Below are 23,404 nucleotides of genomic sequence, written 5' to 3'. Positions count from 1 at the left end.
GGGGTGTGATTGATGGGTTCAGCAACTGCCAGACTGAATAGAGAGCGGGCGCTGGACGAGTATCTGGTCGCATCGGCGAAACTAGGCGAAGGCGCCGCGATGGAGCAGCTGGCCCGCCGCTGGCATCCAAAACTGGTCGCTCACGCCTGGCGCCTGACTGGTGAGCGCGAAATGGCCCGCGAGGCGGCGCAGAACGCATGGCGAGAGATCCTGCGAGGAATACGCGGACTTCAAGACGACCGGGCCTTCGGCGCATGGGCTTACCGTATCGTCTCTCGATCCTGCGCCCGCGAAATTGGTAGCGCAGTGCGCGAACGGGACCTGAAAGCTGCCGTAGCCGCCGAGCCGCACGACCTGTGTGCGGCCCCGGACGAGCCGGCCCAGACCGAGCCGCTGAGGCAGGCCATCAGGCAGTTACCCGCAGGGGAACGTGCCGCAATTGCGCTCTATCATTTCGAAGATATGCGCGTTGCCGAGGTTGCCGTTGCCCTCGCCATTCCGGCCGGGACGGTAAAAACACGATTGATGAATGCGCGCCGCAAATTGCGTGCGATACTGGAAGGAGAAACGCCGTGACCGACAAACTCGAGATGATGATCGATGAGGCCCTGAACGCCGAAGAGCGCGCCCTGCTGCGCAGCGTCGGTGCAGAGCCAGGCTATTTCAAACAGGTGTGGGGCGTTTTCGGGGGAGAGATCGGCTGGGTCAGCTGGCTGCTCATGCTGTTCCAAATTCTGATGTTTGCAGCATCAGTCTATGCCGCAATCCGGTTTTTCAACGCAGCCGATACGCTGGAGGCGCTGCGCTGGGGATTGCCGTCTGCGACGCTCCTCATCCTCGCGGCGCAAACCAAAATGCTGATGTGGCCGACGCTGCAAGCAAACCGTGTGATCCGGGAAGTGAAGCGGCTGGAACTGCAGCTGGCCCGACGCGAAAATTAAGCCTGCTTCGCGGAGAATGATCGGGGGCGGGAAATGGCCCGCCCCCGATAAAGTCAGATCCCGTCGACGCTTTTGCTGACGAGAATATTCACCGCCACGCGGCGGTTTTGCGATTTGCCATACGCCGTGTCGTTCGGCGCAGCGGGATCGGCTTCTGCCATGCCGGTCGGGGTCAGCATTCGGTAGGGTTTCCAGCCGCAGGCCTGCTGAAGGTAATTGACCACCCGGCCAGCGCGCTTTTCGCTCAGCTGCTGGTTAAATTCCTGGCTGCCCGTAGAATCGGTGTATCCAACGACCAGCATCAGCGCATTGTCCATCCCATCCGCTTCTGCGGCGGTGGCGCAAAGATTCGCTTTGTCCTGCGGCGAAAGCGATGCCATGCCGGTGTCGAAATAGACGTTGGTGGTGCCCTTCACGTTATACTGATCGATATCGCCCAAGCGGCCGCGTAGCGCCTCCGTTGCGGCAGTCTGTTCAGCAAAACCCTGAACGGTTCCGTTGCGGATCATCGACGCAGTCTTGAGATCCTTGTTCCTCAGCTGGATCTTGCTGGCGACCAGCCCGCGGCCCCATTGGACCGTGTCGATTTCGACCGGCAGGCCGTTGAGAAGATCGTTTTCGCCAAGCGAAGTCCGGCCCAGGCCGAGGAAGCCGCCGCTCGCCTTGATCTCCGTCGCTTCGCCGACCATCACAGCAACACGTTGCCCGCCAGAGGTCATGACCTCGACGCGGTTGTCGCTGCGGGCAGTGATGAATCCTTCGACTTCAGGGCCTTCCTCGAGGCCGGAAAGATCGGCTGGCGGGGTGCCATAGACCGTGGTCAGAACGTCGCTGTCACCTGCGGCCATATCCTGCGCGAACAGAGCGCCAGTTGTCGGCAGGGCGAGCGCGGCACAGAGCAGCGCAATCTTCGGGCTTGTTGTCTTGATACTCATAATTCTACTCCTTCAAAGGTGTCAGCTGGCACTGTATGTCCGCCGCAATTCCCTGCTGCCCCCTGTTGCATCAGCCAGCTTACAAAGCCCCCTTTGTCTGTCAGCGTCACATCAGTGCGACGCATGGATGCCGTGACTGGTAGCGCCAACCTCGCTGGCAAATGAACGGTTCCGGGGGTCCTGTGCCATTTGCGGCTGATCGGTGGGCGAGATGCGATGAACCGTGATAATCCGCCGTGCTGCAGATAGCAGGTGCGAAGCCAACGCGCGCGAACCGCTCCCCTTTACGCCGCAAAGCGTGCGCCGCGCTGCGATTCTTCTACCGGCTGCGGTGCAGGTCGGCAGCGTCACTCGCGCCAGGCAGGGCCATCAACGCTAAAGCCGTCCTTCACAAGGGTGTCGAGAACACCGCCCTCTTCTGCCAGCATGCGGAGCGGGACGACCGCCAATGTCACGCCTTCGCTTCCAGCAGCCTCGCCGATCGCAGCGAGCCATTGGCCGCGAAGCTCGGTCGCCACTTCCGCATCGGTCCATGGCCAGCAGCGGCTGAGAGCGATTTCTAGCGGGTTGTTCATCACTGCCGGGATATCGGATGCCCGCCAGTCCAATCCGCGCTGTTCGACCAGATCGGGCCCTTGCTCGGCGGCCGCCATCGCAGCATCGAGGCATGGGAGATGCGATTCCGGTGGGGCTTCTGACAAGCTATCGAGCAAGTCTTCGCCGCGAACGGTTCCGACGGGTTCGCTGGGCACATCCGCGCGCCGCGCCGCTTTCTTGACCACATCGGATGCGTCCTTGCCCGTGTCGCGGGTCAGCCCGACCCTGCGTGAAAGCAGGTCGAAAGATGTGATCAGGAAGCTTTTGCGGGAGTAATCCTGATCGTAGCGTTTCTCCAACGCAGCCAGACGCGCGCGGCGATCTTCATCCAGATAATCGCTTGCTACGGTGCCCTTGGGCAGTTTGGTCATTTTGCCGCCCGCAAACAACAGCCGGAATATGTCGCCGGGCGAGATTTTCGGCTTGATGCCAAGGGTCACGCGCTGCGCCCGCCGGGTCGCCAGTTCGAGCCGGTCTGGATACCACGGCGTCGACTTGGGCACTTCGCGAATTTCGCCGACCAGAATCACGGTGCCGCGATCGGTTTCGGCAGTCCACATCGGCGCGCCTGAACGCTGCGCGGTGACCACGATCTCGTTCAAGGTTTCGCCATCTTGCGGCGGCGCGTCCTGCGCAGCAGCCGGTACTGACACACCGAGCGCGAGCGCTGCCAGATATCGAAGACTCTTCATCTTCAGGGCACCAAGACCGTATCACGCGCCACATCGGCGGTTTCGGGATAATCGAGCGTGTAATGCAGTCCGCGGCTTTCGTGGCGGGCCAGCGCGGAGCGGACGATCAGTTCTGCCGATTGCAACAGATTGCGCAATTCGATCAGGTCGGTGGTGACGCGGAAAGAACCGTAATAATCTTCCACTTCCTTGCCCAGCATCTCGATCCGGTTGCGCGCCCGCTCCAGCCTCTTTGTGGTGCGGACAATACCGACATAGTTCCACATGAAGCGGCGAATTTCCGTCCAGTTCTGTTTGACGACGACCTCTTCATCGGAATCGGTCACGCGGCTTTCATCCCATTCCTTGATCGCGGGCACTTCCAGCAGTTCATCCCACCGGCCCAGAATGTCGCGCGCCGCCGCTTCGCCAAAGACGAAGCATTCCAGCAGGCTGTTGGATGCCAGCCGGTTTGCGCCGTGTAGCCCGCTTTCGGTTACTTCCCCAGCGGCCCACAGACCCGGCAGATCGGTCCGCGCATCAAGGCCGACCAAGACCCCGCCGCAGGTGTAATGCTGCGCCGGGACAACCGGAATCGGTTCGCGCGTCATATCGATGCCGAGGCCGGTCAGCTTTTCATGGATCGTCGGGAAATGTTCCTTCACGAATTCGGGCGGCTGGTGGCTGATATCGAGATGCACATAATCAAGGCCGTAGCGTTTGATCTGATCGTCGATTGCCCGCGCCACGACATCGCGCGGGGCCAGTTCCATCCGTTCCGGATCGTAATCTGCCATGAACCGGTGGCCCGTTTCAGGATGCAGCAGATGCCCGCCTTCGCCGCGAACAGCCTCGGTGATCAGGAAGTTTTTGACCTCGAGATTGTACAGGCAGGTCGGGTGGAACTGCATCATTTCCATGTTGGAAACCCGCGCCCCCGCGCGCCAGGCCATCGCTATCCCGTCGCCTGTTGCGCCGCGCGGCGCGGTCGAAAACTGATACACACGCCCGGCACCGCCGGCGGCAAGGATGGTGGCCCGCGCGGTGTGGGATTCCACCTCACCGGTTTTCTGGTTCAGCGCATAGGCACCCCAGACACGGCCCGCGCCGGAATAATCCTGTTCATGGCGGCCCGTAATCAGATCGACACAGGCGCGGCCCGGCAACATGGTAATGTTGGGATTGGCATTTGCGGCGTTGAGCAGCGCCTCTTGCACGGCCCAGCCAGTCGCATCGTCGACGTGCACGATCCGGCGGTGCGAATGGCCGCCCTCTCGCGTCAGGTGGAGGTCGCCCGAATCCTCGTTGAAAGGCACGCCAAGTTCGATCAGCCGCTCGATGCTGCGCGGCGCTCGCTCAATAACAAACTCTACTGTTTCACGCCGATTAAGCCCGGCCCCGGCAACCATAGTGTCACGGATATGATTGTCGAATGTATCGCCTGCATCCAGCACTGCCGCGATGCCGCCCTGTGCCCAGGCGGTAGACCCTCCATCCAGCCCGCCCTTGGCCAGAACCAGCACCTTCTTGTGTTCGGCCAGCGCAAGTGCCGCGGTAAGACCGGCTGCACCGGACCCGATGATGAGGACGTCATAATTTGTCGGCATATTGCTCATTGGGCCCTGTCTCTTAACTCGTCTCTCAAAGCTTCTGCGCCTTGCCAGCTTCGATCAGCTGCAGGTCACGGTCGTGGATTCCGAAGCGGTCCCAATTGGCGCGCCATTCAGCCAGATGGTCCGAGGCGAAATGTTCATCCAGTGCCTCCCTGTCGCGCCACGCCTCCATGACATGGACGAGACCGGGCTCCAGCACGTCTTCGGAATAGGAGTACGCCGCACAGCCTTCCTCTTCCAAACTGGCCTCGATTATCTCGCGCATTGCATATCGCGCTTCGCTTACGTTTTCGGGCGGCATTCTGACTGTTCCGATGACGAGCAACATCATGCGCCGCCTTCCTGCACGCTGGTCAGACTGACGAACACATCTTCAAGGTCCGCCTCGCGGGTTGTCACATCTTCAATCGTGAAGCCCTGTTCCTGCACTAGAGCCAGCACCTGCCCCGCAGTCGCCTCGTCCTTGTGATAGGTAATTTCGAAGGTTTTCTCTCCGGTCAATTCGCACTTGCCAAACAGCGGATGCTCGGGCGCCTTGCTGATTTCCCCTTCAACAGTGACGGCAACGATTTTTTCGCGCGCCATATCGACCATTTCGCGGGTCGGCTTATTGGCGATCAGTTCACCGTGGTTGATGATCGCCACCCGGTCGCAAAGCTGCTCTGCTTCCTCCAGATAGTGAGTGGTCAAGACGACCGTGACACCGTCATCATTGAGCTGAGTGACCAGTTCCCACAGCAGGCGGCGCAGTTCCACGTCCACGCCCGCCGTTGGCTCGTCAAGAACCAGGATCGGCGGCGAATGGACCATCGCCTTGGCTATCAGCAGGCGCCGCTTCATGCCGCCTGACAGCGTCCGCGCATAGGCATCGCGTTTGTCAGCAAGGTGCACTGCCCTGAGCAATTCCTCCGACCGGCGCAGACTTTTCGCGATGCCGTAAAAACCGGCCTGGTTTTCCAGCACTTCATACGGAGTGAAAAAAGGATCGAACACGATTTCCTGCGGGACAATGCCGATCGCGCGCTTCGCGTTGCGGCGCTGCTCATCAATGTCGAAACCCCAGATGCTGGCCGTTCCGCTGGTCTTCGTGACCAACCCCGCGAGGATGTTGATCAGAGTCGACTTGCCCGCCCCATTGGGCCCGAGCAAACCGAAAATCCCGCCTTGCGGCACATCGAAACTGACCCCTTTCAGCGCCAGCTTGCCTTCCTGCCCCTTGTCTCCGGCATAGCGTTTGACGACATCACGGATCTGAATTGCAGTTGGCTCGCTCATGCCAGAAGCCCTAATCATGCGCGGGCGCATCCGCAAAGCCTAACTGCAATATTGCCATGCCGCCCGTGACAGCTTATCGGCGTGCGCTATGAACATTCCGCCGCCAGAAGTGATCAAGGTCGATACGCGCCGCGTCGCGTGCGATGGTGCAACCGACATTCGTGGGGGCGACAATTTCCGCCCCGCCGCGCTCGGCCATCCGAAAATCTATCTTGAGATTGACGAGCATGGCTATGTCGATTGCGGATATTGCGACCGCCGTTTCGTGCTGGAAGGCGGCCCGGCTGATGGCGCCGACCAGGCAAGCCTGCCGGATATTTCGGAAGGCGCCGATCCGGGCCACCGCTGATGCAAGGCCGCTTACCGGCACTTGTGATCACTCTCTTGATGCCAGCCGGTTTGATGCTGGCTGGCGCGCCTGCTTACGCCGCAAACAGCAAATGCAGCGCAATCACAGCCATGGCCGCCGCGACCCAGAATTCGCTGGCCGGTCTTTCACTGGTGGTTGCCCGCGATGGCACTCTTGAAGTGAGACACCGCGGGAATGAGAGCTACATTAGCCGCGCTGCCAATTGCGAAATTGACGGCCCGGGTAGAGGTTTCGAATTGTCCTGCAACTGGTTGTTCGAAAGCGAACGCGAGGCGGACGGAGATTACCGGATGCTCAAACAGCGTCTGGAAACCTGCCTGTCCACCCAGCTTAGCAGTGCGGTCTATTCCGCCGGCCTTCCCGACGTAAAAATCCTGAAGCGGGATAAGCTGACCCTGCCCGGCGATGGCAACGACCCTGATGAAACGGACCTGGTATTAAGCCTGCGCAGTTATAGCCGGGATCCGGCACCCCTCACTTACCGCATAGGGCTATCCATTAGCCGATAGCGCCCTATGTTGGGCATATGACAATTTCCGATCCCCGCACCCTGCTGTATGGCAACAGCCTGACGCCGGACGAGGCGCAGCGCATAACATCCGACATTTTATCGCGTTGCGATGACGGTGAACTGTATTTGCAGCACAGCGCCAGCGAAGCCTTCACTTTCGACGATAGACGGCTGAAAACCGCTGATTATTCCCGCGATTCCGGATTTGGCCTGCGCGGTGTGTCGGGCGAAATGACCGGCTTTGCCCATGCCAACGAAATCAGTGCAGGCGCCATCCGCCGTGCGGGCGAGACGCTGCAATTGCTCGACCCTGCAACCGGCACCACAAGCCCGATGCCGCGCCGCAGCAATCAGCGGCTCTATACCGATGCCAGCCCGCTTGACGCAGTATCCTTTGCGGAGAAAGTCGCGCTGCTGGAAAGAATCGACCAGGCGGCCCGCGCCCGCGACCCGCGCGTTTCGCAGGTCACCGCGTCGCTGGCGGCCAGCTGGAGCGTGGTCGAGATCGTGCGTGCTGACGGTTTCCGCGCATTGGATATCCGCCCGCTGGTGCGGCTGAACGTGTCGATTGTCGCCGAAGCGAACGGGCGGCGGGAACGCGGCAGCTATGGGTCTGGCGGGCGCTATCTCTATGACCGCTTGCTGACAGAAGATTCATGGAACCACGCCGTCGACGAGGCAGTGCGTCAGGCGATCGTCAATCTCGCCAGCGTCGATGCTCCGGCGGGCGAAATGCCGGTACTGCTGGCCCCTGGCTGGCCCGGGATCATCCTGCACGAGGCCGTTGGTCACGGGCTGGAAGGCGACTTCAACCGCAAGGGTACCAGCGCGTTTTCAGGCCGCGTCGGGCAGCGGGTGGCCGCGCCCGGCGTGACAATAGTGGATGACGGCAGCATCGCCGACCGCCGCGGTTCGCTGAGCATCGATGATGAAGGCACGCCAACCGAAGAAACCGTTCTGATCGAAGATGGTATCCTGAAAGGATACATGCAGGACAGGCTTAACGCGCGCCTGATGGGAGTTGCGCCGACCGGAAATGGCCGCCGCGAAAGCTACCAGCACGCGCCGATGCCGCGAATGACCAACACTTTCATGCGCGGCGGCAAGGATGACCCGGCAGAGCTGCTTTCGCGCATGAAGAAGGGAATCTTCGCCAAGAGCTTTGGCGGCGGGCAGGTCGATATCGTGTCCGGCCGCTTCACCTTCTCTTGCACCGAAGCCTATCTGGTCGAAGACGGCAAAATCGGCATCCCAATCAAGGGGGCCACGTTGATCGGTGACGGTCCGAACGTACTGACCAAGGTGGAAGGCATCGGAAACGACATGTCGCTCGATGACGGTATTGGTACCTGCGGCAAAGGCGGCCAGAGCGTTCCGGCAGGCGTGGGGCAACCGACATTGCTGGTTGGCGGCCTTACAGTTGGCGGCACTGCTTAGGGCTGAGCGGTAATTGGCCGGAGTCAGGCGGTGTTCATTGCAACACGATATAATGGCACCATCATGAAAACTGTTTCCACACGACTCGCAAAGTTGGCAGCAATTGCTGCAGCACTTTCTTGCTTGCATGCAGTTTCTGCAGCCGAAGACAGCCCCAAACAGGACCGCGGAGAAGCTGAACTCGCAAAGGTTCTCGAAGGGCGCGTAGCTGGCGAACCTGTCAAATGCCTCCACCAATCGCAACGCGACCGGTTGCAGGTAATTAGCGGGACGGCACTCGTTTTCCGCGATGGCAAGACGATTTACGTCAATCGTACCAGCTCGCCCCGGTTCATCAGCAATTTCGATTTGCCGGTGTTCAAACCGTTCGGTTCGAACCTGTGCAAGCTGGACCAGGTGGAATTTCGTGACCGAACCATGCTGATGCCCGGCCCGGTCGTGACACTTACGGAGTTTATCCCATACACCAAGGCGGAAGAGCCGGATAATGGCGACTGAACGGAAAAAGAGCATGAGAGCATTCAAAACCATCATCGCCGCCGCAGCGATTGCCGCCGCTGGCACTTCGGTCGCGACATTGGCTGATGATCACGCGGAACCGACCAAGGGCGAGGCAAAGCTGGCCAAGATGCTCGAAGGACGTGTCGCGGGTGAGCCCGAAAGCTGCATTCCGACTTTCCCGCGTGTGCGCCTGACTGTCATTGATGGTACCGCGCTGGTCTATAAGCGCGGCAATACGCTGTGGGTGAACATACCCTCAAACGCGAAATACATTGATGACCGGGATACGCTTGTAACTCGCAACACCAACACACGGCTCTGCAAGACAGACATTGTGAGGACCGTCGATTCGCGATCCGGTCATCCGCGCGGCACGATCAATCTGACCGACTTCATCCCATACCGAAAAGCGGATTGAAGACAGCCGCGATTGCAGCCACGGGGCCGGGCGCATTGCCCAGCCCCGCCCTCGCTTTAGTCTTGTGAAATTGCGTTCATGCGCTGACGGATTTCTTCTGCTTCGGCCATGATCCGGTCGATCAGTTCCTGGCATGACGGGATATCGTTGATCAGTCCGGCAACCATGCCGCAGCTCCACGCCCCCTTGTCCATTTCGCCTTCCATCATGATTGATGGATAGACACCGGCAACCTGTTCGATGATGTCTTCAAACTTCAGGTCGTCGCCCATTTCCTTTTCGATCCGCAGCAATTCTTCGACCGCATCGTTTTTCATCACTCGTTCGGTGTTGCGGAGCGGGCGCATCACCAGCCGCGTATCGAGTTCGGACGCGGCGACAATGGCTGCCTTCACATTATCGTGAACCGGCGCTTCCTTGGTCGCGATAAAGCGGGTGCCCATATTCATGCCCGATGCGCCAAGCGCGATCGATGCCATCAATGAACGGCCATCGGCCATGCCGCCCGATGATACGAACGGGATTTCCAACTCGTCCGCCGCGCGCGGCAGCAGGATGAAGTTCGGCACATCGTCCTCACCCGGATGCCCCCCGCATTCGAACCCGTCGACGGAAACTGCATCGCAGCCGATCGACTGGGCTTTCAGCGCATGGCGCACGCTGGTGCATTTGTGGATCACCTTTACGCCTGCTTCCTTGAAGAAAGGCAGCACTTGCGCCGGATTGTTGCCTGCGGTTTCGACCGCCTTGACCCCGCCTTCGATAATCGCGCGGACATAGCCGGGATAATCGGGCGCGTTGACCGTGGGCAGGAATGTCAGGTTCACGCCGAATGGCTTGTTCGTCATGTCGCGGCAGCGCGCAATCTCGTTGGCAAGGTCCGCCGGTGTTTTCTGCGTCAGGCCAGTGATGATGCCAAGCCCGCCCGCATTCGAAACAGCCGCCGCCATTTCAGCGAAGCCGACATAATGCATGCCGCCCTGGATAATCGGGTGCTTGATTCCGAACATTTCGGTGATGGCGGTTTTCATGGCAATTCCTCCAATTTCTGATTTTGTCCGGTTGCAGAGCAGTGGGCTGCCCGAGTCAATGGCAATCCTTCAACCGGTAGCCAAATCTGTCTATCTCGAACTGAAAATTGTCTTCCATCATCTGCACCGAGCCGGGAGCAGATGCGAACAGCTCCCTGACAGAGGCTGTTTTCGGGCGATGCCCCGATTTGGCGCTGAGGCTGGCGAATATCGTGCCCAGTCCCGCGAGTTCCGGCAATCGCGTTTCCAACGCAGCAATATCATCGCCGATATTCTCATAGCGCAGATACACGTCGATGCAGTTTTCGCCGCCAATCCGGTAATGCCTGTCATTCGCGCGCAGATATCTCAGGTCGCGGTCCAGATAGGCGCCGAAATCCTCACCCGGTTTGCGCCGCCAGAAATAGGCGGAAACAGCGCGGTCGAACGGGCTGCGAACGATCGAAACCTTGAGCGACCTGTTCCAGATTTCTTCCCCCAGACGCTGTTTGACCTGCGCCGCGGGCAAGTGGTTGCGGAACCGTTTGGGCAGTTGCCGCCGGGAATAGGCAAACTGCCATTCGGACCGCGGCAGAAACGGCAGGCGGTACCATGGATAGGCATAGTTTTGCGGCGAAGCGTATCCGCGTTCCCGCCGCGTTAGCTCGTCTGCGCGGCTTACCTTGCCATAAGGCGTAATAATGTCGCGCGGCCCTGCAAAACTTGACAGGGCGATTTCAAAAGATGTTCCGGCAACCTTGTGCGGTTTCAGGAATATCAGCGCCGGTTCGTGAAGCAGGATCACAGCGCTTGATCCCCAGGGGGCGGCAGCAGGACTGCCATCGAATTGCATTCATGCTGCGGGCCAATGCGATCGAGCCGTTCTATCGGCGCGCCGGGAATCCGGTGATCGCACCAGTACAGGCGGTAACCCTGCGCTAGAAACGGTTCGACCAGATCGGCATTGGTGGTGTGATACCGTGCAAGTTTGTCCGGTCTGTCGAACTCAAGCAGCAACACCGCTTGCCGCCGGATCAAGGAACCGCTCGCCCCCGGCAAAAACGCAGCCTGATGCCCCTCGGTATCGATTTTCAGAATTTCGGCGGTGTCCTTGCGCTCGGGCAACAGGATGTCGTCCAGTGTGCAAGTGCGAAATTCAGTGCCGGTTTCGGACCGGGTAAAACGATGCCCGGCCTGCGCGAAGCGGTGTGATCCTCGGGTATTATCCAGCATCACCTCTTGAACCTGTGCGCCGTCCAGCTTGTTGGCCTTTAAAGTCTTTCGAATGAAATCTGCAGCCTCAGCCTCCGGCTCGATAGCGACGATTTCTGCACCCGCGAACAACGCACCTGCAATCGCGGTGAAGTATCCGAACAAGGCGCCAATGTCGTAAAAGCGGACCTTCCGCCCTGCCAATTCGCCGGAAAGCCACACCAGCCAGTCGACCATTCGCGGTTCGTGCAACCGTCCGTCACCAATTGTTTCTTCGAACCATGCGGTGGGCTGCAACTTGCGGCCAGTATGGACCTGCGGGAAAGTGACCACCTTCCCGGCAAAGCGCAGTTCGTCATGGAAGACAAACCTTTCCACCCGCGCGCTGGCGGCTACGTTCGGAAATTGTGCAAGATCCGGAGTCACGCCGCCGCTTTGCCCGAACTGGCCCGGTTTCACCAGACTGGATGCTGGCTGTGATTCTTTGGGCAGGAGGATTTGTACCCAGCGGGTTGATTTCGCCGCCGCGCGGGCGGATCATGTCCGGGTTGCTGAGCAAAGGAAATGCCATGGTGTCCGAACAGAAGCCCCTATCGTCACCCTTCGGGTATCGGTCCACCGCGATGGAAGTCGCAGACGGCATCGACTTGTCCGGCATGAACATCATCGTGACCGGGGGCTATTCGGGTATCGGGACAGAAACCGTGCGCGCATTGGTCAGCGGCGGCGCGCAGGTAATTGTCGGTGCGCGCCGGCCTGACGTGGCACGCGAAGTGCTGGCCGAAATGGGCGAGAACATCACCATCCTTCCGCTCGATCTGTCGGACCCGGATTCGATCAACGGTTTCGCAGATCTTGTTGGCGGGCAGATGGACCGGGTGGATATCCTGATCAACAATGCAGCGATCATGGCCTGCCCCCTGGCACGCGATGCGCGCGGCTATGAAAGCCAGTTCGCGACCAATCATCTCGGCCATTTCCAATTGACTGCGCGTCTCTGGCCGCTGCTAGCGGCAGCAGGCGGTGCGCGCGTGGTGGTGCTTTCGTCGATCGGGCACCGCCTCAACGGGCTGGATCTGGACGATCCCAATTTCGAGACCCGCGAATACGACAAATGGCTCGCCTATGGTCAGGCGAAATCGGCCAATGCGCTGTTTGCGTTGCAGCTCGACAAATTTGGTGAGCCGCACGGAGTGCGCGCATTCGCGGTTCATCCCGGCGGTATCGCCACGCCCTTGCAGCGCCATCTGACGATTGAAGAACAGCGGGCAATGGGCTGGTATGACGACGAGGGCAACGTCCACGAGGCGTTCAAATCGGTAGAGGAAGGAGCGGCGACCAGCGTGTGGTGCGCGGTATCGCCTCTGCTTGAGGGCATGGGCGGCGTCTATTGCGAGAATTGCGACATCGCTGCGCCTGCTGGCGATGATATGCCAATGGGCGGCGTGCATCCCCATGTACGCGACGAAGCCCTGGCCCAGGCGCTGTGGGACAAGTCCGAGGAAATGACCGGAGTCACTTTTCGCCCCTAACCGCTCTGCCTTTCAGAATAATACAGGCAAAGATCGCTGAGCGGGCAGGTTTCGCATTTCGGCGCACGGGAAGTGCAAATCCGTTTACCGAATTGAATCAGCCAGAAATGCCCGTCTCGCAGTGCCCATTCCGGGGAACGTTGCTCCAATTGCTGCGCGGTCCTGTCCGCCGTCTTTGCATCGGTCAGACCGATCCGGTTGCAGACGCGGTGGACATGGGTGTCGACCGCGATCACGTCTTTGCCGAAGGTGAAACTGAGGACAATGTCGGCACATTTACGGCCGATGCCCGGCAGTGACAGCAGACCTTCGCGCGTGTCCGGCACCGCTGCGCCATGCTCCCCGATCAACGCCTCGCAAAAGGCGCGGATGTTGCGCGTCTTGTTGTTGTAAAGCCCGCACGGCTTGATCGCCGCAGCAATGTCCCGGTCATCCAGTTCAAGCATCGCGTGCGGGGTGGTCGCCAGTGAAAACAGCGCGTGGCTGGCCTTGGCCGTATTGCGGTCCAGCGACTGGGCGGAAAGCATACAGGAAATGCACGAACGAAACGCATCCGGCTGCCCCTTTGGCCCCTTGGCGTTTTTGGTGCGGCCCGGCATCGCCTTTGCCAGGCGCCGGTAAACCACGTCCACCTGAGATCTATCGAGCAATACGGCCATGCCGTTTCAGCGAGCGAGAGGCGTTCCGGTTCCTGTTTCGCAGTCGCTGCGAACTGGGCATTCGGCGCATTGCGGCTGGCGCGGCCGGCAGAATGTCTGGCCGAGTTTTTTCAGCAGCAAATGATGTTCGTCCATGTCAGCGGCCGACCATTCATCGGGCACGACCGGCATCAACGCGTCATAGGTTCTGGCAGTGTCGGCCTTTGCCGGGACAATTCCCATACGCTGCATGATCCGGCGGTGATGCCCGTCGATCACCATCACCTTGCGCGCGAAACTGCTGGCATTCATCACCCCTGCGCTGTTCTTGCGCGCAACACCTGGCAGCCGTTCGAGCCACGCCATCGCGTCTTCAAGGTCGAGATTGGACAGGTGGCGCAGGTCAACAGAACCCCTTTCCGCAATGATCGCGCCCAGACAATCCTTGAGCCGCTGCGCCGCAACTTTCGGGAAAGTCTGCCGCTTCAGCCGCGCTTCCAGATCCTTCACCGGCACCGCCGCCACCGCTTCCCACGAACCGTATTCAGCCAGCAATCCATCGGTGGAGGCATTGGATGCCGCCGTCTTGGTCTGCGCGCCGATCACTCCGTGCACCAGCACCCATTCAGGCGCACGGCGTTTGCCGTCAGGCCGGACGATGCGGCCAAAACGCGCGATCAACGCGGCTTGAATGCGCCGCAAGGTTTCAGTGCGCGGATCGGGGCCCAGCGGAAGTTGCATATATGCTAGAGGCTATCGCCGCCCGCCGGGCGGATGCCCAGACGCCACCTTGTCCACTTTGAGGGTAGCGGCGGGATTGAATGATTTGGTCCGCAGTCACCATCATTTACAATCCAACTTGTGCGTCCCGATAGGCTGCGATCAGCGAACAGGTGATGATTTTGCGCCTTGATCGCATTGCAGGCTGCATGCGCCGATTGGGCGACCAGCGGCCTCGGATCGGATCCCATACGTTCGAGTGCCGGTAGAACTTCGGGCGTGAGAGAATAGGCAAGCAATCCGCAGGCACGGTACCTTACCATATACGACCGATCTTCGGTCGCAGCCAATCCGAGTTCGACTGCTTCATCCGCGATCCGCGCATAGCGTGTTGCGTAGTAAACCAGAGCAGTTCGCCCTTGCCATGTTCTGAAATGAGGGAAAGCCTGCCGCATAAATCGCACCACGCCAAACCCGAGAGGTCGCAACTTGGCCCAAGCCAGATCCTGCTGTTCACTGGCTGCGGTATCAAGCCGCGCGACAGCTTCAGAGACCTGCTCTTCCCGCTTCAAAAATCACTCCCACTCGATCGTTCCCGGCGGTTTGCTGGTGTAGTCGTAAACCACGCGGTTGATGCCCTGCACTTCGTTGACGATGCGGGTGGCGCACCCGGTCAGGAAGCTGGCGTCGAAGGGATAGACATCTGCCGTCATACCGTCGGTGCTGGTCACCGCGCGCAGGCCGCAGACGCTGTCATAGGTGCGGGCATCGCCCATCACGCCGACGGTCTTGACCGGCAGCAGCACGGCAAATGCCTGCCAGATGGCGTCATACAATCCGGCGTTGCGGATCTCTTCCAGATAGATCGCGTCCGCTTTGCGCAAGATGTCGCAACGTTCCTTGGTCACTTCGCCGGGAATGCGGATCGCAAGGCCCGGGCCGGGGAACGGGTGACGGCCAACGAAGACATCGGGCAAGCCCAGTTCGCGGCCCAGATCGCGGACTTCATCCTTGAACAATTCGCGCAAGGGTTCGACCAGTTGCATGTTCATGCGTTCGGGCAGGCCGCCGACATTGTGGTGGCTCTTGATCGTGACCGACGGGCCGCCGGTGAACGATACACTTTCGATCACATCGGGATAGAGTGTACCCTGCGCGAGGAAATCTGCGCCGCCGACCTTCTTCGCCTCTGCTTCGAACAGGTCGATGAATGCGCCGCCGATGAATTTGCGTTTTTTCTCAGGGTCGGTTTCACCCTTCAGCCCGCCCAGGAATTGTTCTTCGGCGTCCACGTGGACCAGCGGGATATTGTAGTGGTCGCGGAACAGGGTCACGACCTGTTCTGCCTCGTTCATGCGCATCAATCCGTGATCGACGAAAACGCAGGTCAGCTGGTCGCCGATGGCCTCGTGGATCAGCACTGCCGCAACTGCCGAATCGACGCCGCCGGAAAGGCCGCAGATGACCTTGCCGTCACCCACCTGCGCGCGGATTTCCTCAATCTTGGTCTTGCGGAATTCGGCCATCGTCCAGTCACCGGCCAGACCGCACACATGGCGCACGAAATTGGCGAGCAGCTTTGCACCGTCGGGCGTGTGGACGACTTCAGGGTGGAACTGGGTGCCGTAAAACTTGCGCTTTTCGTCGGCGATAACCGCGAACGGCGCGCCGTCGCTGGTGGCAACGATTTCAAATCCTGGCGCGAACTGGGTGACCTTGTCGCCGTGGCTCATCCATACCTGATGCCGCTCGCCTACTTTCCAGAGGCCATCGAACAGGGCGCACTCTTTTGTCACGGTCAAATAAGCGCGGCCAAACTCGCCGCCCTCACCCGATTCGTGACCGCGCCGGACCTCGCCGCCCAGCTGGTGGCTCATGACCTGCTGCCCGTAGCAAATCCCAAGGATCGGGACCCCGGCCTCGAACAGGATCTCCGGCGCACGGGGCGATCCTTCGTCGGGGACGCCTGCGGGCGAACCTGACAGGATGATGCCTTTTGGCTTCATCCGCTTGAACGCCTCTTCCGCCATGCTGAACGGGGCGATTTCCGAATAGACGCCAGCCTCGCGAACGCGCCGCGCAATAAGCTGGGTCACCTGGCTGCCGAAATCGACGATGAGGATGGAATCGGGGAGATGTGCTTGGTCCATGGCGCGTGGCGATAAGACGGCGCGGGGAAGCTGGCAAGCGCCCGCGAGCGATCCTGCACGGACCATGTGGCCTGTTTCAGGGGCGCACGACATGCCGGTCAGGCCCACGGCAAGCGGCGCCGGTGGATGAACGCGCAGTGGCAGTCACGCTTTGGCCAATCGCAAGGACAACGAGACCCCACAGCCAAGTTGCAAAAAGCGCAACATTGCTACACCTTTTCTCATTTGTGTAAAGTTAGGCGCAACATTATTACAAGGGTCGAACCGGCGGTCAGGTCCTCCTCTCCCTTATACTGCCCCCGGTGACGACAGGACATCCAGGCGCACTCCTCCTCCCTCGCGTCGGATCTTCTGGCTCTCGTCGAAGCTGCCCGCGAGTGCAGCAGGATGCCCGGCCAACCGGCCCGCCATCCAACCGGCGAAAGCGATCAGAGACGCGGCTGCCTTTCAGTCCCCCTTAAAACTTTAGGCAGCCGCGTCTCCCAACGCTCCCGCAAGCACACGTCAGTCGGGCAAGCCAATCCGCTCTGCCTCTGCCCGCAATTCTGTTTTCAGCAGCTTGCCGATGTGGCTGCGGGGCATTTCATCGATTGCATGCAATTGCGCCAGACGCTGGGTCTTGCCCAGCCGTGCATTGACCGCTTGCTGCACTGCCGCGGGTTCTGCTTCCCCTTCCAGCACGACAAAGCCGACCGGGGTTTCTCCCCATTTGCGGCTTGGGACGCCGATCACGGCAGCCTCTTTCACACCCCCTTCCTTGAGCAGCTCGTTTTCCAGATCGACCGGATAGATGTTGAAACCGCCGGAAATGATCATGTCCTTCTCGCGCCCGACGAGTTCGACGAAACCGTCTTCGTCGACCCGGCCGATATCGCCCATCCGCATCCACCATTCGCCGGTGTCCGGATCAATCCACTGTGCCTCCGATGTCTTGTCAGGGCGGTTCTTGTAACCGCTCATCATCGCCGGGCCGCGTCCGATCAGCTCGCCTGCTTCACCCGGGGGCAGCAGCCGGCCCTGCTTGTCCATCACCTTCAGCTGGCTGCCCGGTGCCGGCTGACCCACAGTATGCAGCTTGTCGGGATGCTCATGCGCTTGCAGCAGGCAGACAACGCCGCCTTCGGTCATCGAATAAATCTCGATCAACCCGCCAGGCATTCGTTTTAGCACTTTCGCTTTCAGCTCGGCAGAAAACGGCGCGGAGGTGCAGTATTTGATCTGCAGGCTGGACAGGTCGAAATCGTCAAAGGCGGGCTCATCCATCAGCCGTTGGTACTGAACCGGGACCAGCATGGTGGTGGTTACACGGTCACGCTGGGCCAGCTCGAGCCACTTCTTCGTGCCGAATTTACCCATGATCGTCACCGTGCCGCCAGCCAGCAAGGCAGAAAGAAATGCGACCATGGTGGTGTTTGAATAAAGCGGTGTCGATGTCAGCGAACGCACCTCGCGGTTTGCCGCGAGATAGGATGCTGCGGTTGCTGCGAACTGCCGCCAGCGCATCAGGTGCGAATGCACGATCCCTTTGGGAATGCCGGTGGTCCCGCTGGAATAGATGATGTTAAAAGGCTCTTCTCCGCGCGGAACGAAAGGCGATGCCTTCGCGCCTTCCGGCCCCATCCATGCGTCCAGCTCCTCGTCCAGAACGATCCGGTCGAGGCCAGCCATGAAATCATCACCCAGTTCGGTCAGCTTGGCCCGGTCGATGAACAGATGCCGTGCGCCAGAATCCTTTGCCATCCCTTCAAGCTGCTGCGGGCTGGCGCTGGTCGTCAGCGGGGCCGCCACACCGCCGGCGAGGACAGCGGCGAGGAACACCAGACCGTAGTTGACAGTCGAAGTGCCAAGGATGGCGACCGATTGCCCCTGCTGCAGGCCGGTTTCCTGGAGGCGCGATGCGATACGCTCTATCCGGTCCACCATTTCGCGCCAATTCAGTTCGACATCATCGTCGCGCATCGCGGGTTTGTCTGGCTGAATATCAGCCCAAAGTCGGAAGATTTCCCGGTAAGTACCGTAAGGCGCGCTGAGCTTCTCGAGCATGTTTTCCTGAGTCATGTCCGGACCCTAACCGGACCGCTCAGGCAATCAACATTCGATTACGTTTACCGCCAGTCCGCCCTGACTGGTTTCCTTGTACTTAGTCGACATGTCGAGGCCGGTCTGGCGCATCGTCTCGATAACCTGGTCGAGCGAAACGAGGGTCATTTCATCGCGGTGCAAGGCCAGCCGCGCGGCGTTCACCGCCTTGACTGCGCCGATCGCATTGCGTTCGATGCAGGGGACCTGCACCAGCCCGCCCACCGGGTCGCAGGTCAGGCCAAGATTGTGTTCCATCCCGATTTCGGCGGCGCTGGCGATCTGCGTTGGCGATCCGCCCCACAATGCCGCGAGCCCGCCCGCTGCCATCGAACAGGCAACACCGACTTCGCCCTGACAGCCCATCTCTGCACCCGAAATCGAGGCGCGCTGTTTGTAAAGCAGCCCGATCGCGCCAGCAGTCAGCAGGAATTTACGCCTGCTGTCACGGCACGCACGGTCTTCGGCATCAAGGCAGTAGAACCGCATGACCGCAGGCAGGATGCCCGCTGCGCCATTGGTGGGCGCGGTCACCACCTTGCCCCCGGCGGCGTTTTCTTCGTTCACTGCCATGGCGAAACAATTGAGCCAATCGAACAATTGTTCGCGTTCGTTCGATTGCGGCGCGCCGTCCAGCTTGGCCCACAATTCAGGCGCGCGCCGACGCACATTCAATCCGCCGGGCAGGATACCGGTCTGCTGCAGGCCGCGCGCAATGCAATCGTCCATTGCCTGCGCAATATTGTCGATGCCCGAGCACGTTTTCGCGCGGGGCCGCATCGCGTCTTCATTGGCCAGCACAATTTCATGGATCGGCAATTCATGCTCGGCAGACAGGGCCAGCAATTCAGCCGCCAATCCGAAAGCAAACGGCACTGCACTGCCAACGGTAATGCGGTCGTTTTTCGGCGGGTTTTTCAGCTGCCTTTCGGTCGCGATGAAGCCGCCGCCGGTCGAATAATAGGTCCGGTCCGAAAGCAGCTCCCCTTGGCGGTCGAACGCGCGTAAACGCATCCCGTTGGGGTGCAGCGCAGGCACGATGTGTCCGGCCAAATCCACATCGGCACGGCTGTCGAAGCCGATATCGCGCTTCCCACAAAGCGGCAGGATGCTTTCATTTTCCAGGCGTGCCATCTGCGCTTCGGCCACGGCCGGATCGAAAGTCTCCGGCTTGTGCCCCATCAGCCCCAGGATCGCAGCTCTGGGTGTACCGTGACCCACCCCGGTCAGCGCCAATGAGCCTTGCAATTCGATATGCACACGTTCGGCACGGTCCAGCTTGCCCGACCGCTTCAGCGCCTTCAGAAACATGGCAGATATGCGCATCGGGCCGACCGTATGCGAACTGGAGGGGCCAATCCCGATCCGGAAAATATCGAGCACAGAAAGCATGCCGTCTTCGTTGCGCCGGTGCTTGCCCTGCGTCAACCGGTTTCATTTGAAACCAGCTGCACGGGTATCTTACTTGCCCAGCTGCCCCAGTCCGAATGCCATCATCACGCCAAGCGCCGTCGCCACCCCGACCCAGTGCCATTTTTCGCGGTATGCCTTGGGGAATACCTCCATTGCCAGGCTGGCAACAACGGCCCCTGCAGCAAAGCAGCGCAAACCCGACAGCCAGTCTTCGGACACTCCCGACAGCAGCACGTTGCCGCCGATCGCTGCTGCGGCGAGCACAACCGCAGCCATGGCCCACATTCCGAACGTGGCCACGTTTGACCGGCCGCTCTTCTGCATTTCCTTTGCTCCGCCCGCTGCCTCTGGCAGGTTGGAGAGCAGGATCGAGCCAGCAAGCGCTGCGGTTTCCATCGGCCCTGCAGCGATCAAGGCAACGCCGAGCGCAAGGTTTTCGGGTATCCCGTCTGCGACAATTGCGGCCAGCAGCCCGCCGCCTGATTCGCTCGCAACATATGTGTCCAGGCAATATTCGATCAGGGCAAACAGCGATGCGCCCGCCATCAGGCCAACCGCGCCGATCCACAGCGGGCTTCGTTCGAGCGAAGGCTCGATCAGCTCGCTCGTTACCGATAGCAGCAAGGCTCCGCCCGCAAGCGCCACGAGGAAGCTTTCGGTCCTCCGGCCGAGCCTGCCATAGACACCCCAGGCCGCACCGATCAGCAACGCGCCGGTCACCACCCCGACCACCAGAAGTGTCATCATCATGTTGTTGTTATTCCGGGCAATCCCAGGATCGGTCAATAGGCTGTGGAAGGATGCCTTCGGACCTTCCTATAACCCTCCGCAACGCCTATATATCAAGGATGAGCGAAACACCTGAAACTCCCAAGAACATGCCCCCCGAAAAAGTCGTCCAGATGGGCGAATACGGGGCCGATTCCATCAAGGTGCTGAAAGGCCTCGACGCGGTCCGCAAACGGCCCGGCATGTATATCGGCGATACAGATGACGGCAGCGGCCTGCATCACATGGTGTTCGAAGTTTCAGATAACGCAATCGACGAGGCGCTGGCCGGTCACTGCGACCTTGTTCTGATCGAACTGAACCCCGACGGATCGGTTTCGGTCGAAGATAACGGCCGCGGCATCCCGGTCGACATGCACAAGGGCGAAGGCGTTTCGGCGGCAGAGGTTATCATGACCCAGCTGCACGCCGGCGGTAAGTTCGAAAACACCAATGACGACAACGCCTACAAGGTGTCCGGCGGCCTCCACGGGGTTGGCGTATCGGTCGTGAACGCATTGTCGGAATGGCTCGAACTGGTGATCTGGCGTGACGGCAAGGAGCACTGGATGCGCTTCGAGCACGGCGACGCGGTCAATTCGCTGGAAGTTCGCGGCGATGCCCCGCCGGTTGACAGCAATGGCGACAAGAACGGCCTGAAGAAGGGCACGCGCGTCACATTCATGGCCAGCGAAGACACGTTCAAGAACGTGACCACCTACGATTTCGACAAGCTCGAACATCGCTACCGCGAACTCGCGTTCCTCAATTCGGGCGTACGCATCCTGATCCGTGACAGGCGCGGTGAAGAGCCGCTGGAACACGACCTGTTCTATGAAGGCGGGATTGCCGCATTTGTGGGCTTCCTCGACCGGAACAAGCACGCGCTCATTCCGGAACCGATCGCCATTTCGGCTGAAAAAGACGGCATCGGCATCGATGTCGCGCTGGAATGGAACGACAGCTATTATGAAAACGTCCTGTGTTTCACCAACAACATCCCGCAGCGCGACGGCGGAACCCACCTTGCCGCGTTCCGAACTGCGCTGACCCGGACGCTCAACAATTACGCCGCCAGTTCGGGCATGCTCAAGAAAGAGAAAGTCACGCTTTCGGGTGAAGACATGCGCGAAGGCCTGACCGCGATTGTTTCAGTCAAGCTACCCGATCCCAAATTCTCCAGCCAGACCAAGGACAAGCTCGTCAGCAGCGAAGTTCGCGGCCCGCTGGAAGGGTTGATGGGCGACAAGATGACCGAATGGCTGGAAGAAAATCCTGCCAATGCAAAAATCATCATCCAGAAAATCATCGACGCTGCCGCTGCCCGCGAAGCTGCGAAAAAGGCACGCGAACTGACCCGCCGCAAGGGCGCGATGGATATCGCCTCGCTGCCCGGCAAGCTGGCCGATTGTCAGGAACGCGATCCGGCAAAGTCCGAACTGTTCCTGGTGGAGGGCGATTCCGCAGGTGGCAGTGCCAAGCAGGGGCGTGACCGGCATTACCAGGCGATCCTGCCGCTGAAGGGTAAAATCCTGAACGTCGAACGCGCACGTTTCGACCGGATCATTTCGTCGAAGGAAGTCGGTACGCTGATCCAGGCGATGGGCACCGGGATCCGCGATGAATTCAACATCGAAAAGCTGCGCTATCACAAGGTCGTGATCATGACCGACGCTGACGTCGACGGTGCGCATATCCGGACCCTGCTGCTGACTTTCTTCCACCGCCAGATGCCGGAGATCATCAAGAATGGTCACCTGTTCATCGCCCAACCGCCGCTGTTCAAGGTCAGCAAGGGGCGCAGCGAAGTGTACCTTAAAGATCAGGCCGCGATGGACCGCTATCTGGTCGCAGGCGGGCTGCAAGGCCGCATTCTGGAAAGCGAAAGCGGTGCGCGAGCCGGGACCGAGCTAGAAGCGCTCGTGGAACACGCGCTGCGCATTCGCAACCTGATGGCGTTTGTACCGAACAAGTATGATTACGGCATGATCGAAGCCTTGGCACTGGCCGGCGCGCTTGCTCCAGATATCAACCGCGAGACGCGGCAGGCTGCGCTCGAAGATGCGGCCCGGCGGCTGCAAATGGGCGATACAGAGGCAAGATGGTCGGCGCAGCTTCGCGAGGATGGCAGCATTCGTCTCGACCGCCTGTGGCGCGGCGTCACCGATGTGCACGAAGTCGAAGCTGCCTTCGTTGAAAGCGCGGAGGCACGCAAACTGCATCGCCTCGCAAGCGAAAACGCCGATGTCTACGAAACGCCTTCGCGCCTCGTAAAGGGCAGCGCCGACACCGACGAAGACGGCGAGGAAAGCGACGCGGTCGAGGTGAGCGGTGATGACGCAATCACCCGCCCGACGCAGTTGCTGGACGCAGTGCTCGCCGCAGGCCGCAAGGGCCTGTCGAGTCAGCGCTACAAGGGTCTGGGCGAAATGAACGCGGAACAGCTGTGGGAGACCACTCTGGACCCGGAAAATCGCGCATTGCTGCAGGTCAAGGTGGAGGATGCGGACGTTACCGACGAGATCTTCACCCGGCTTATGGGCGATGTCGTCGAACCACGCCGTGAATTCATTCAGGACAACGCTCTCAACGTCGCCAATCTCGACGTTTAGA

Annotated in this window: 23 protein-coding genes; 9 read left to right on the top strand and 14 right to left on the bottom strand. The window is 60.2% G+C overall.

Features of this window, described 5'->3' with window-relative positions:
* Nucleotides 1-12: 12 nt before the first annotated feature.
* Entirely contained in the window at nt 13-576 is a 564-nt protein-coding gene (locus tag PO778_RS12690; protein ID WP_271439910.1) for an RNA polymerase sigma factor, read from the top strand.
* Complete coding sequence (locus PO778_RS12685) at nt 573-941, top strand: DUF6768 family protein (protein WP_271439909.1); 369 nt, start codon at nt 573-575, stop codon at nt 939-941. Before PO778_RS12690 ends, PO778_RS12685 begins: the two co-directional genes overlap by 4 nt.
* A 53-nt stretch (nt 942-994) precedes the next feature.
* Here the strand turns inward: PO778_RS12685 and PO778_RS12680 are convergent, their stop codons facing one another.
* The 5 genes from PO778_RS12680 to PO778_RS12660 form a co-directional block, all read right to left on the bottom strand.
* Entirely contained in the window at nt 995-1,876 is an 882-nt protein-coding gene (locus tag PO778_RS12680; RefSeq protein WP_271439908.1) for an OmpA family protein, read from the bottom strand.
* A gap of 347 nt (nt 1,877-2,223) precedes the next feature.
* Nucleotides 2,224-3,165, bottom strand: coding sequence for a TraB/GumN family protein (locus tag PO778_RS12675; protein ID WP_271439907.1), 942 nt, complete (start codon nt 3,163-3,165; stop codon nt 2,224-2,226).
* A 2-nt stretch (nt 3,166-3,167) separates the two neighbouring features.
* Nucleotides 3,168-4,751: an L-aspartate oxidase gene (gene nadB, locus PO778_RS12670; protein ID WP_271440040.1), complete on the bottom strand. Its 1,584-nt coding sequence runs from the start codon at nt 4,749-4,751 to the stop codon at nt 3,168-3,170.
* A gap of 34 nt (nt 4,752-4,785) precedes the next feature.
* Nucleotides 4,786-5,088 carry a putative quinol monooxygenase gene (locus PO778_RS12665; RefSeq protein WP_271439906.1) on the bottom strand — a complete coding sequence of 101 codons (303 nt, stop codon included), beginning with the start codon at nt 5,086-5,088 and terminating at the stop codon, nt 4,786-4,788.
* Nucleotides 5,085-6,032 carry an ABC transporter ATP-binding protein gene (locus PO778_RS12660; protein WP_160730903.1) on the bottom strand — a complete coding sequence of 316 codons (948 nt, stop codon included), beginning with the start codon at nt 6,030-6,032 and terminating at the stop codon, nt 5,085-5,087. Before PO778_RS12660 ends, PO778_RS12665 begins: the two co-directional genes overlap by 4 nt.
* 88 nt (nt 6,033-6,120) lie before the next feature.
* Here PO778_RS12660 and PO778_RS12655 point away from each other — a divergent pair, with 88 nt between their 5' ends.
* From PO778_RS12655 to PO778_RS12635, 5 genes are all read left to right on the top strand, one after another.
* Entirely contained in the window at nt 6,121-6,381 is a 261-nt protein-coding gene (locus tag PO778_RS12655; protein ID WP_160730904.1) for a zinc-finger domain-containing protein, read from the top strand.
* Nucleotides 6,381-6,911 carry a hypothetical protein gene (locus PO778_RS12650; RefSeq protein WP_271439905.1) on the top strand — a complete coding sequence of 177 codons (531 nt, stop codon included), beginning with the start codon at nt 6,381-6,383 and terminating at the stop codon, nt 6,909-6,911. Before PO778_RS12655 ends, PO778_RS12650 begins: the two co-directional genes overlap by 1 nt.
* A gap of 17 nt (nt 6,912-6,928) precedes the next feature.
* The gene (gene tldD, locus PO778_RS12645) at nt 6,929-8,350 is read left to right on the top strand and encodes a metalloprotease TldD (RefSeq protein ID WP_271439904.1); all 1,422 of its coding nucleotides are present in this window, start codon (nt 6,929-6,931) and stop codon (nt 8,348-8,350) included.
* Between the two features lie 123 nt (nt 8,351-8,473).
* A complete protein-coding gene (locus tag PO778_RS12640) occupies nt 8,474-8,848 on the top strand; it encodes a hypothetical protein (RefSeq protein ID WP_271439903.1) in 375 nt (124 codons plus the stop codon).
* Nucleotides 8,849-8,861: 13 nt separating this feature from the next.
* Nucleotides 8,862-9,269, top strand: a complete 408-nt coding sequence (locus PO778_RS12635) for a hypothetical protein (protein WP_271439902.1) — start codon at nt 8,862-8,864, stop codon at nt 9,267-9,269.
* Nucleotides 9,270-9,325: 56 nt separating this feature from the next.
* Here PO778_RS12635 and PO778_RS12630 read toward each other — a convergent pair whose 3' ends face one another.
* From PO778_RS12630 to PO778_RS12620, 3 genes are read right to left on the bottom strand one after another with little or no spacing between them, the layout of a single operon-like run.
* Nucleotides 9,326-10,300, bottom strand: coding sequence for an NAD(P)H-dependent flavin oxidoreductase (locus PO778_RS12630; RefSeq protein ID WP_271439901.1), 975 nt, complete (start codon nt 10,298-10,300; stop codon nt 9,326-9,328).
* 55 nt (nt 10,301-10,355) lie between these two features.
* Nucleotides 10,356-11,084 (bottom strand): sulfotransferase family 2 domain-containing protein, encoded by a 729-nt coding sequence (locus PO778_RS12625; protein ID WP_271439900.1) that lies wholly within the window; start codon nt 11,082-11,084, stop codon nt 10,356-10,358.
* On the bottom strand, nt 11,081-11,869 hold the full coding sequence (locus PO778_RS12620; RefSeq protein WP_271439899.1) for an FkbM family methyltransferase: 789 nt from the start codon (nt 11,867-11,869) through the stop codon (nt 11,081-11,083). Before PO778_RS12620 ends, PO778_RS12625 begins: the two co-directional genes overlap by 4 nt.
* Before the next feature lie 191 nt (nt 11,870-12,060).
* On the opposite strand from PO778_RS12620, the gene PO778_RS12615 reads away from it, so the two are divergent.
* The gene (locus PO778_RS12615) at nt 12,061-13,023 is read left to right on the top strand and encodes an oxidoreductase (RefSeq protein WP_271439898.1); all 963 of its coding nucleotides are present in this window, start codon (nt 12,061-12,063) and stop codon (nt 13,021-13,023) included.
* Here PO778_RS12615 and PO778_RS12610 read toward each other — a convergent pair.
* The 6 genes from PO778_RS12610 to PO778_RS12585 form a co-directional block, all read right to left on the bottom strand.
* The gene (locus PO778_RS12610; RefSeq protein WP_271439897.1) at nt 13,020-13,682 is read right to left on the bottom strand and encodes an endonuclease III domain-containing protein; all 663 of its coding nucleotides are present in this window, start codon (nt 13,680-13,682) and stop codon (nt 13,020-13,022) included. The two genes, PO778_RS12615 and PO778_RS12610, sit on opposite strands and share 4 nt — an antisense overlap.
* Nucleotides 13,683-13,688: 6 nt before the next feature.
* The gene (locus PO778_RS12605) at nt 13,689-14,402 is read right to left on the bottom strand and encodes an endonuclease III domain-containing protein (RefSeq protein WP_271439896.1); all 714 of its coding nucleotides are present in this window, start codon (nt 14,400-14,402) and stop codon (nt 13,689-13,691) included.
* 554 nt (nt 14,403-14,956) lie between these two features.
* Nucleotides 14,957-16,531 carry a glutamine-hydrolyzing GMP synthase gene (gene guaA, locus PO778_RS12600; protein ID WP_271439895.1) on the bottom strand — a complete coding sequence of 525 codons (1,575 nt, stop codon included), beginning with the start codon at nt 16,529-16,531 and terminating at the stop codon, nt 14,957-14,959.
* Between the two features lie 504 nt (nt 16,532-17,035).
* Nucleotides 17,036-18,589 carry a class I adenylate-forming enzyme family protein gene (locus tag PO778_RS12595; RefSeq protein ID WP_271439894.1) on the bottom strand — a complete coding sequence of 518 codons (1,554 nt, stop codon included), beginning with the start codon at nt 18,587-18,589 and terminating at the stop codon, nt 17,036-17,038.
* Nucleotides 18,590-18,619: 30 nt separating this feature from the next.
* On the bottom strand, nt 18,620-20,002 hold the full coding sequence (locus PO778_RS12590) for an L-serine ammonia-lyase (RefSeq protein WP_271439893.1): 1,383 nt from the start codon (nt 20,000-20,002) through the stop codon (nt 18,620-18,622).
* Between the two features lie 69 nt (nt 20,003-20,071).
* Nucleotides 20,072-20,773, bottom strand: coding sequence for a ZIP family metal transporter (locus PO778_RS12585; RefSeq protein WP_271439892.1), 702 nt, complete (start codon nt 20,771-20,773; stop codon nt 20,072-20,074).
* 98 nt (nt 20,774-20,871) lie between these two features.
* Here PO778_RS12585 and gyrB point away from each other — a divergent pair, with 98 nt between their 5' ends.
* The gene (gyrB, locus tag PO778_RS12580; RefSeq protein WP_438944402.1) at nt 20,872-23,403 is read left to right on the top strand and encodes a DNA topoisomerase (ATP-hydrolyzing) subunit B; all 2,532 of its coding nucleotides are present in this window, start codon (nt 20,872-20,874) and stop codon (nt 23,401-23,403) included.
* Nucleotide 23,404: the final 1 nt, after the last annotated feature.

The sequence above is a fragment of the Pontixanthobacter luteolus genome (assembly GCF_947494915.1).
Classification (GTDB): domain Bacteria; phylum Pseudomonadota; class Alphaproteobacteria; order Sphingomonadales; family Sphingomonadaceae; genus Pontixanthobacter; species Pontixanthobacter luteolus.
Note: the sequence above shows the minus strand (reverse complement) of the source record. Positions and strands in the feature narration are given on the sequence as shown.

Excerpts from the sequence above, each read along its gene's own strand:
- PO778_RS12585 (WP_271439892.1), bottom strand. The coding sequence starts at position 20,773 with ATGATGATGACACTTCTGGTGGTCGGGGTGGTGACCGGCGCGTTGCTG.
- PO778_RS12680 (WP_271439908.1), bottom strand. The coding sequence starts at position 1,876 with ATGAGTATCAAGACAACAAGCCCGAAGATTGCGCTGCTCTGTGCCGCG.
- PO778_RS12610 (WP_271439897.1), bottom strand. The coding sequence starts at position 13,682 with ATGGCCGTATTGCTCGATAGATCTCAGGTGGACGTGGTTTACCGGCGC.
- PO778_RS12675 (WP_271439907.1), bottom strand. The coding sequence starts at position 3,165 with ATGAAGAGTCTTCGATATCTGGCAGCGCTCGCGCTCGGTGTGTCAGTA.
- PO778_RS12635 (WP_271439902.1), top strand. The coding sequence starts at position 8,862 with ATGAGAGCATTCAAAACCATCATCGCCGCCGCAGCGATTGCCGCCGCT.
- PO778_RS12605 (WP_271439896.1), bottom strand. The coding sequence starts at position 14,402 with ATGCAACTTCCGCTGGGCCCCGATCCGCGCACTGAAACCTTGCGGCGC.
- gyrB (WP_438944402.1), top strand. The coding sequence starts at position 20,872 with ATGAGCGAAACACCTGAAACTCCCAAGAACATGCCCCCCGAAAAAGTC.
- PO778_RS12615 (WP_271439898.1), top strand. The coding sequence starts at position 12,061 with ATGGTGTCCGAACAGAAGCCCCTATCGTCACCCTTCGGGTATCGGTCC.
- tldD (WP_271439904.1), top strand. The coding sequence starts at position 6,929 with ATGACAATTTCCGATCCCCGCACCCTGCTGTATGGCAACAGCCTGACG.
- guaA (WP_271439895.1), bottom strand. The coding sequence starts at position 16,531 with ATGGACCAAGCACATCTCCCCGATTCCATCCTCATCGTCGATTTCGGC.
- PO778_RS12655 (WP_160730904.1), top strand. The coding sequence starts at position 6,121 with ATGAACATTCCGCCGCCAGAAGTGATCAAGGTCGATACGCGCCGCGTC.
- PO778_RS12690 (WP_271439910.1), top strand. The coding sequence starts at position 13 with ATGGGTTCAGCAACTGCCAGACTGAATAGAGAGCGGGCGCTGGACGAG.
- PO778_RS12660 (WP_160730903.1), bottom strand. The coding sequence starts at position 6,032 with ATGAGCGAGCCAACTGCAATTCAGATCCGTGATGTCGTCAAACGCTAT.
- PO778_RS12590 (WP_271439893.1), bottom strand. The coding sequence starts at position 20,002 with ATGCTTTCTGTGCTCGATATTTTCCGGATCGGGATTGGCCCCTCCAGT.
- PO778_RS12665 (WP_271439906.1), bottom strand. The coding sequence starts at position 5,088 with ATGATGTTGCTCGTCATCGGAACAGTCAGAATGCCGCCCGAAAACGTA.
- PO778_RS12650 (WP_271439905.1), top strand. The coding sequence starts at position 6,381 with ATGCAAGGCCGCTTACCGGCACTTGTGATCACTCTCTTGATGCCAGCC.
- nadB (WP_271440040.1), bottom strand. The coding sequence starts at position 4,751 with ATGCCGACAAATTATGACGTCCTCATCATCGGGTCCGGTGCAGCCGGT.
- PO778_RS12595 (WP_271439894.1), bottom strand. The coding sequence starts at position 18,589 with ATGACTCAGGAAAACATGCTCGAGAAGCTCAGCGCGCCTTACGGTACT.
- PO778_RS12630 (WP_271439901.1), bottom strand. The coding sequence starts at position 10,300 with ATGAAAACCGCCATCACCGAAATGTTCGGAATCAAGCACCCGATTATC.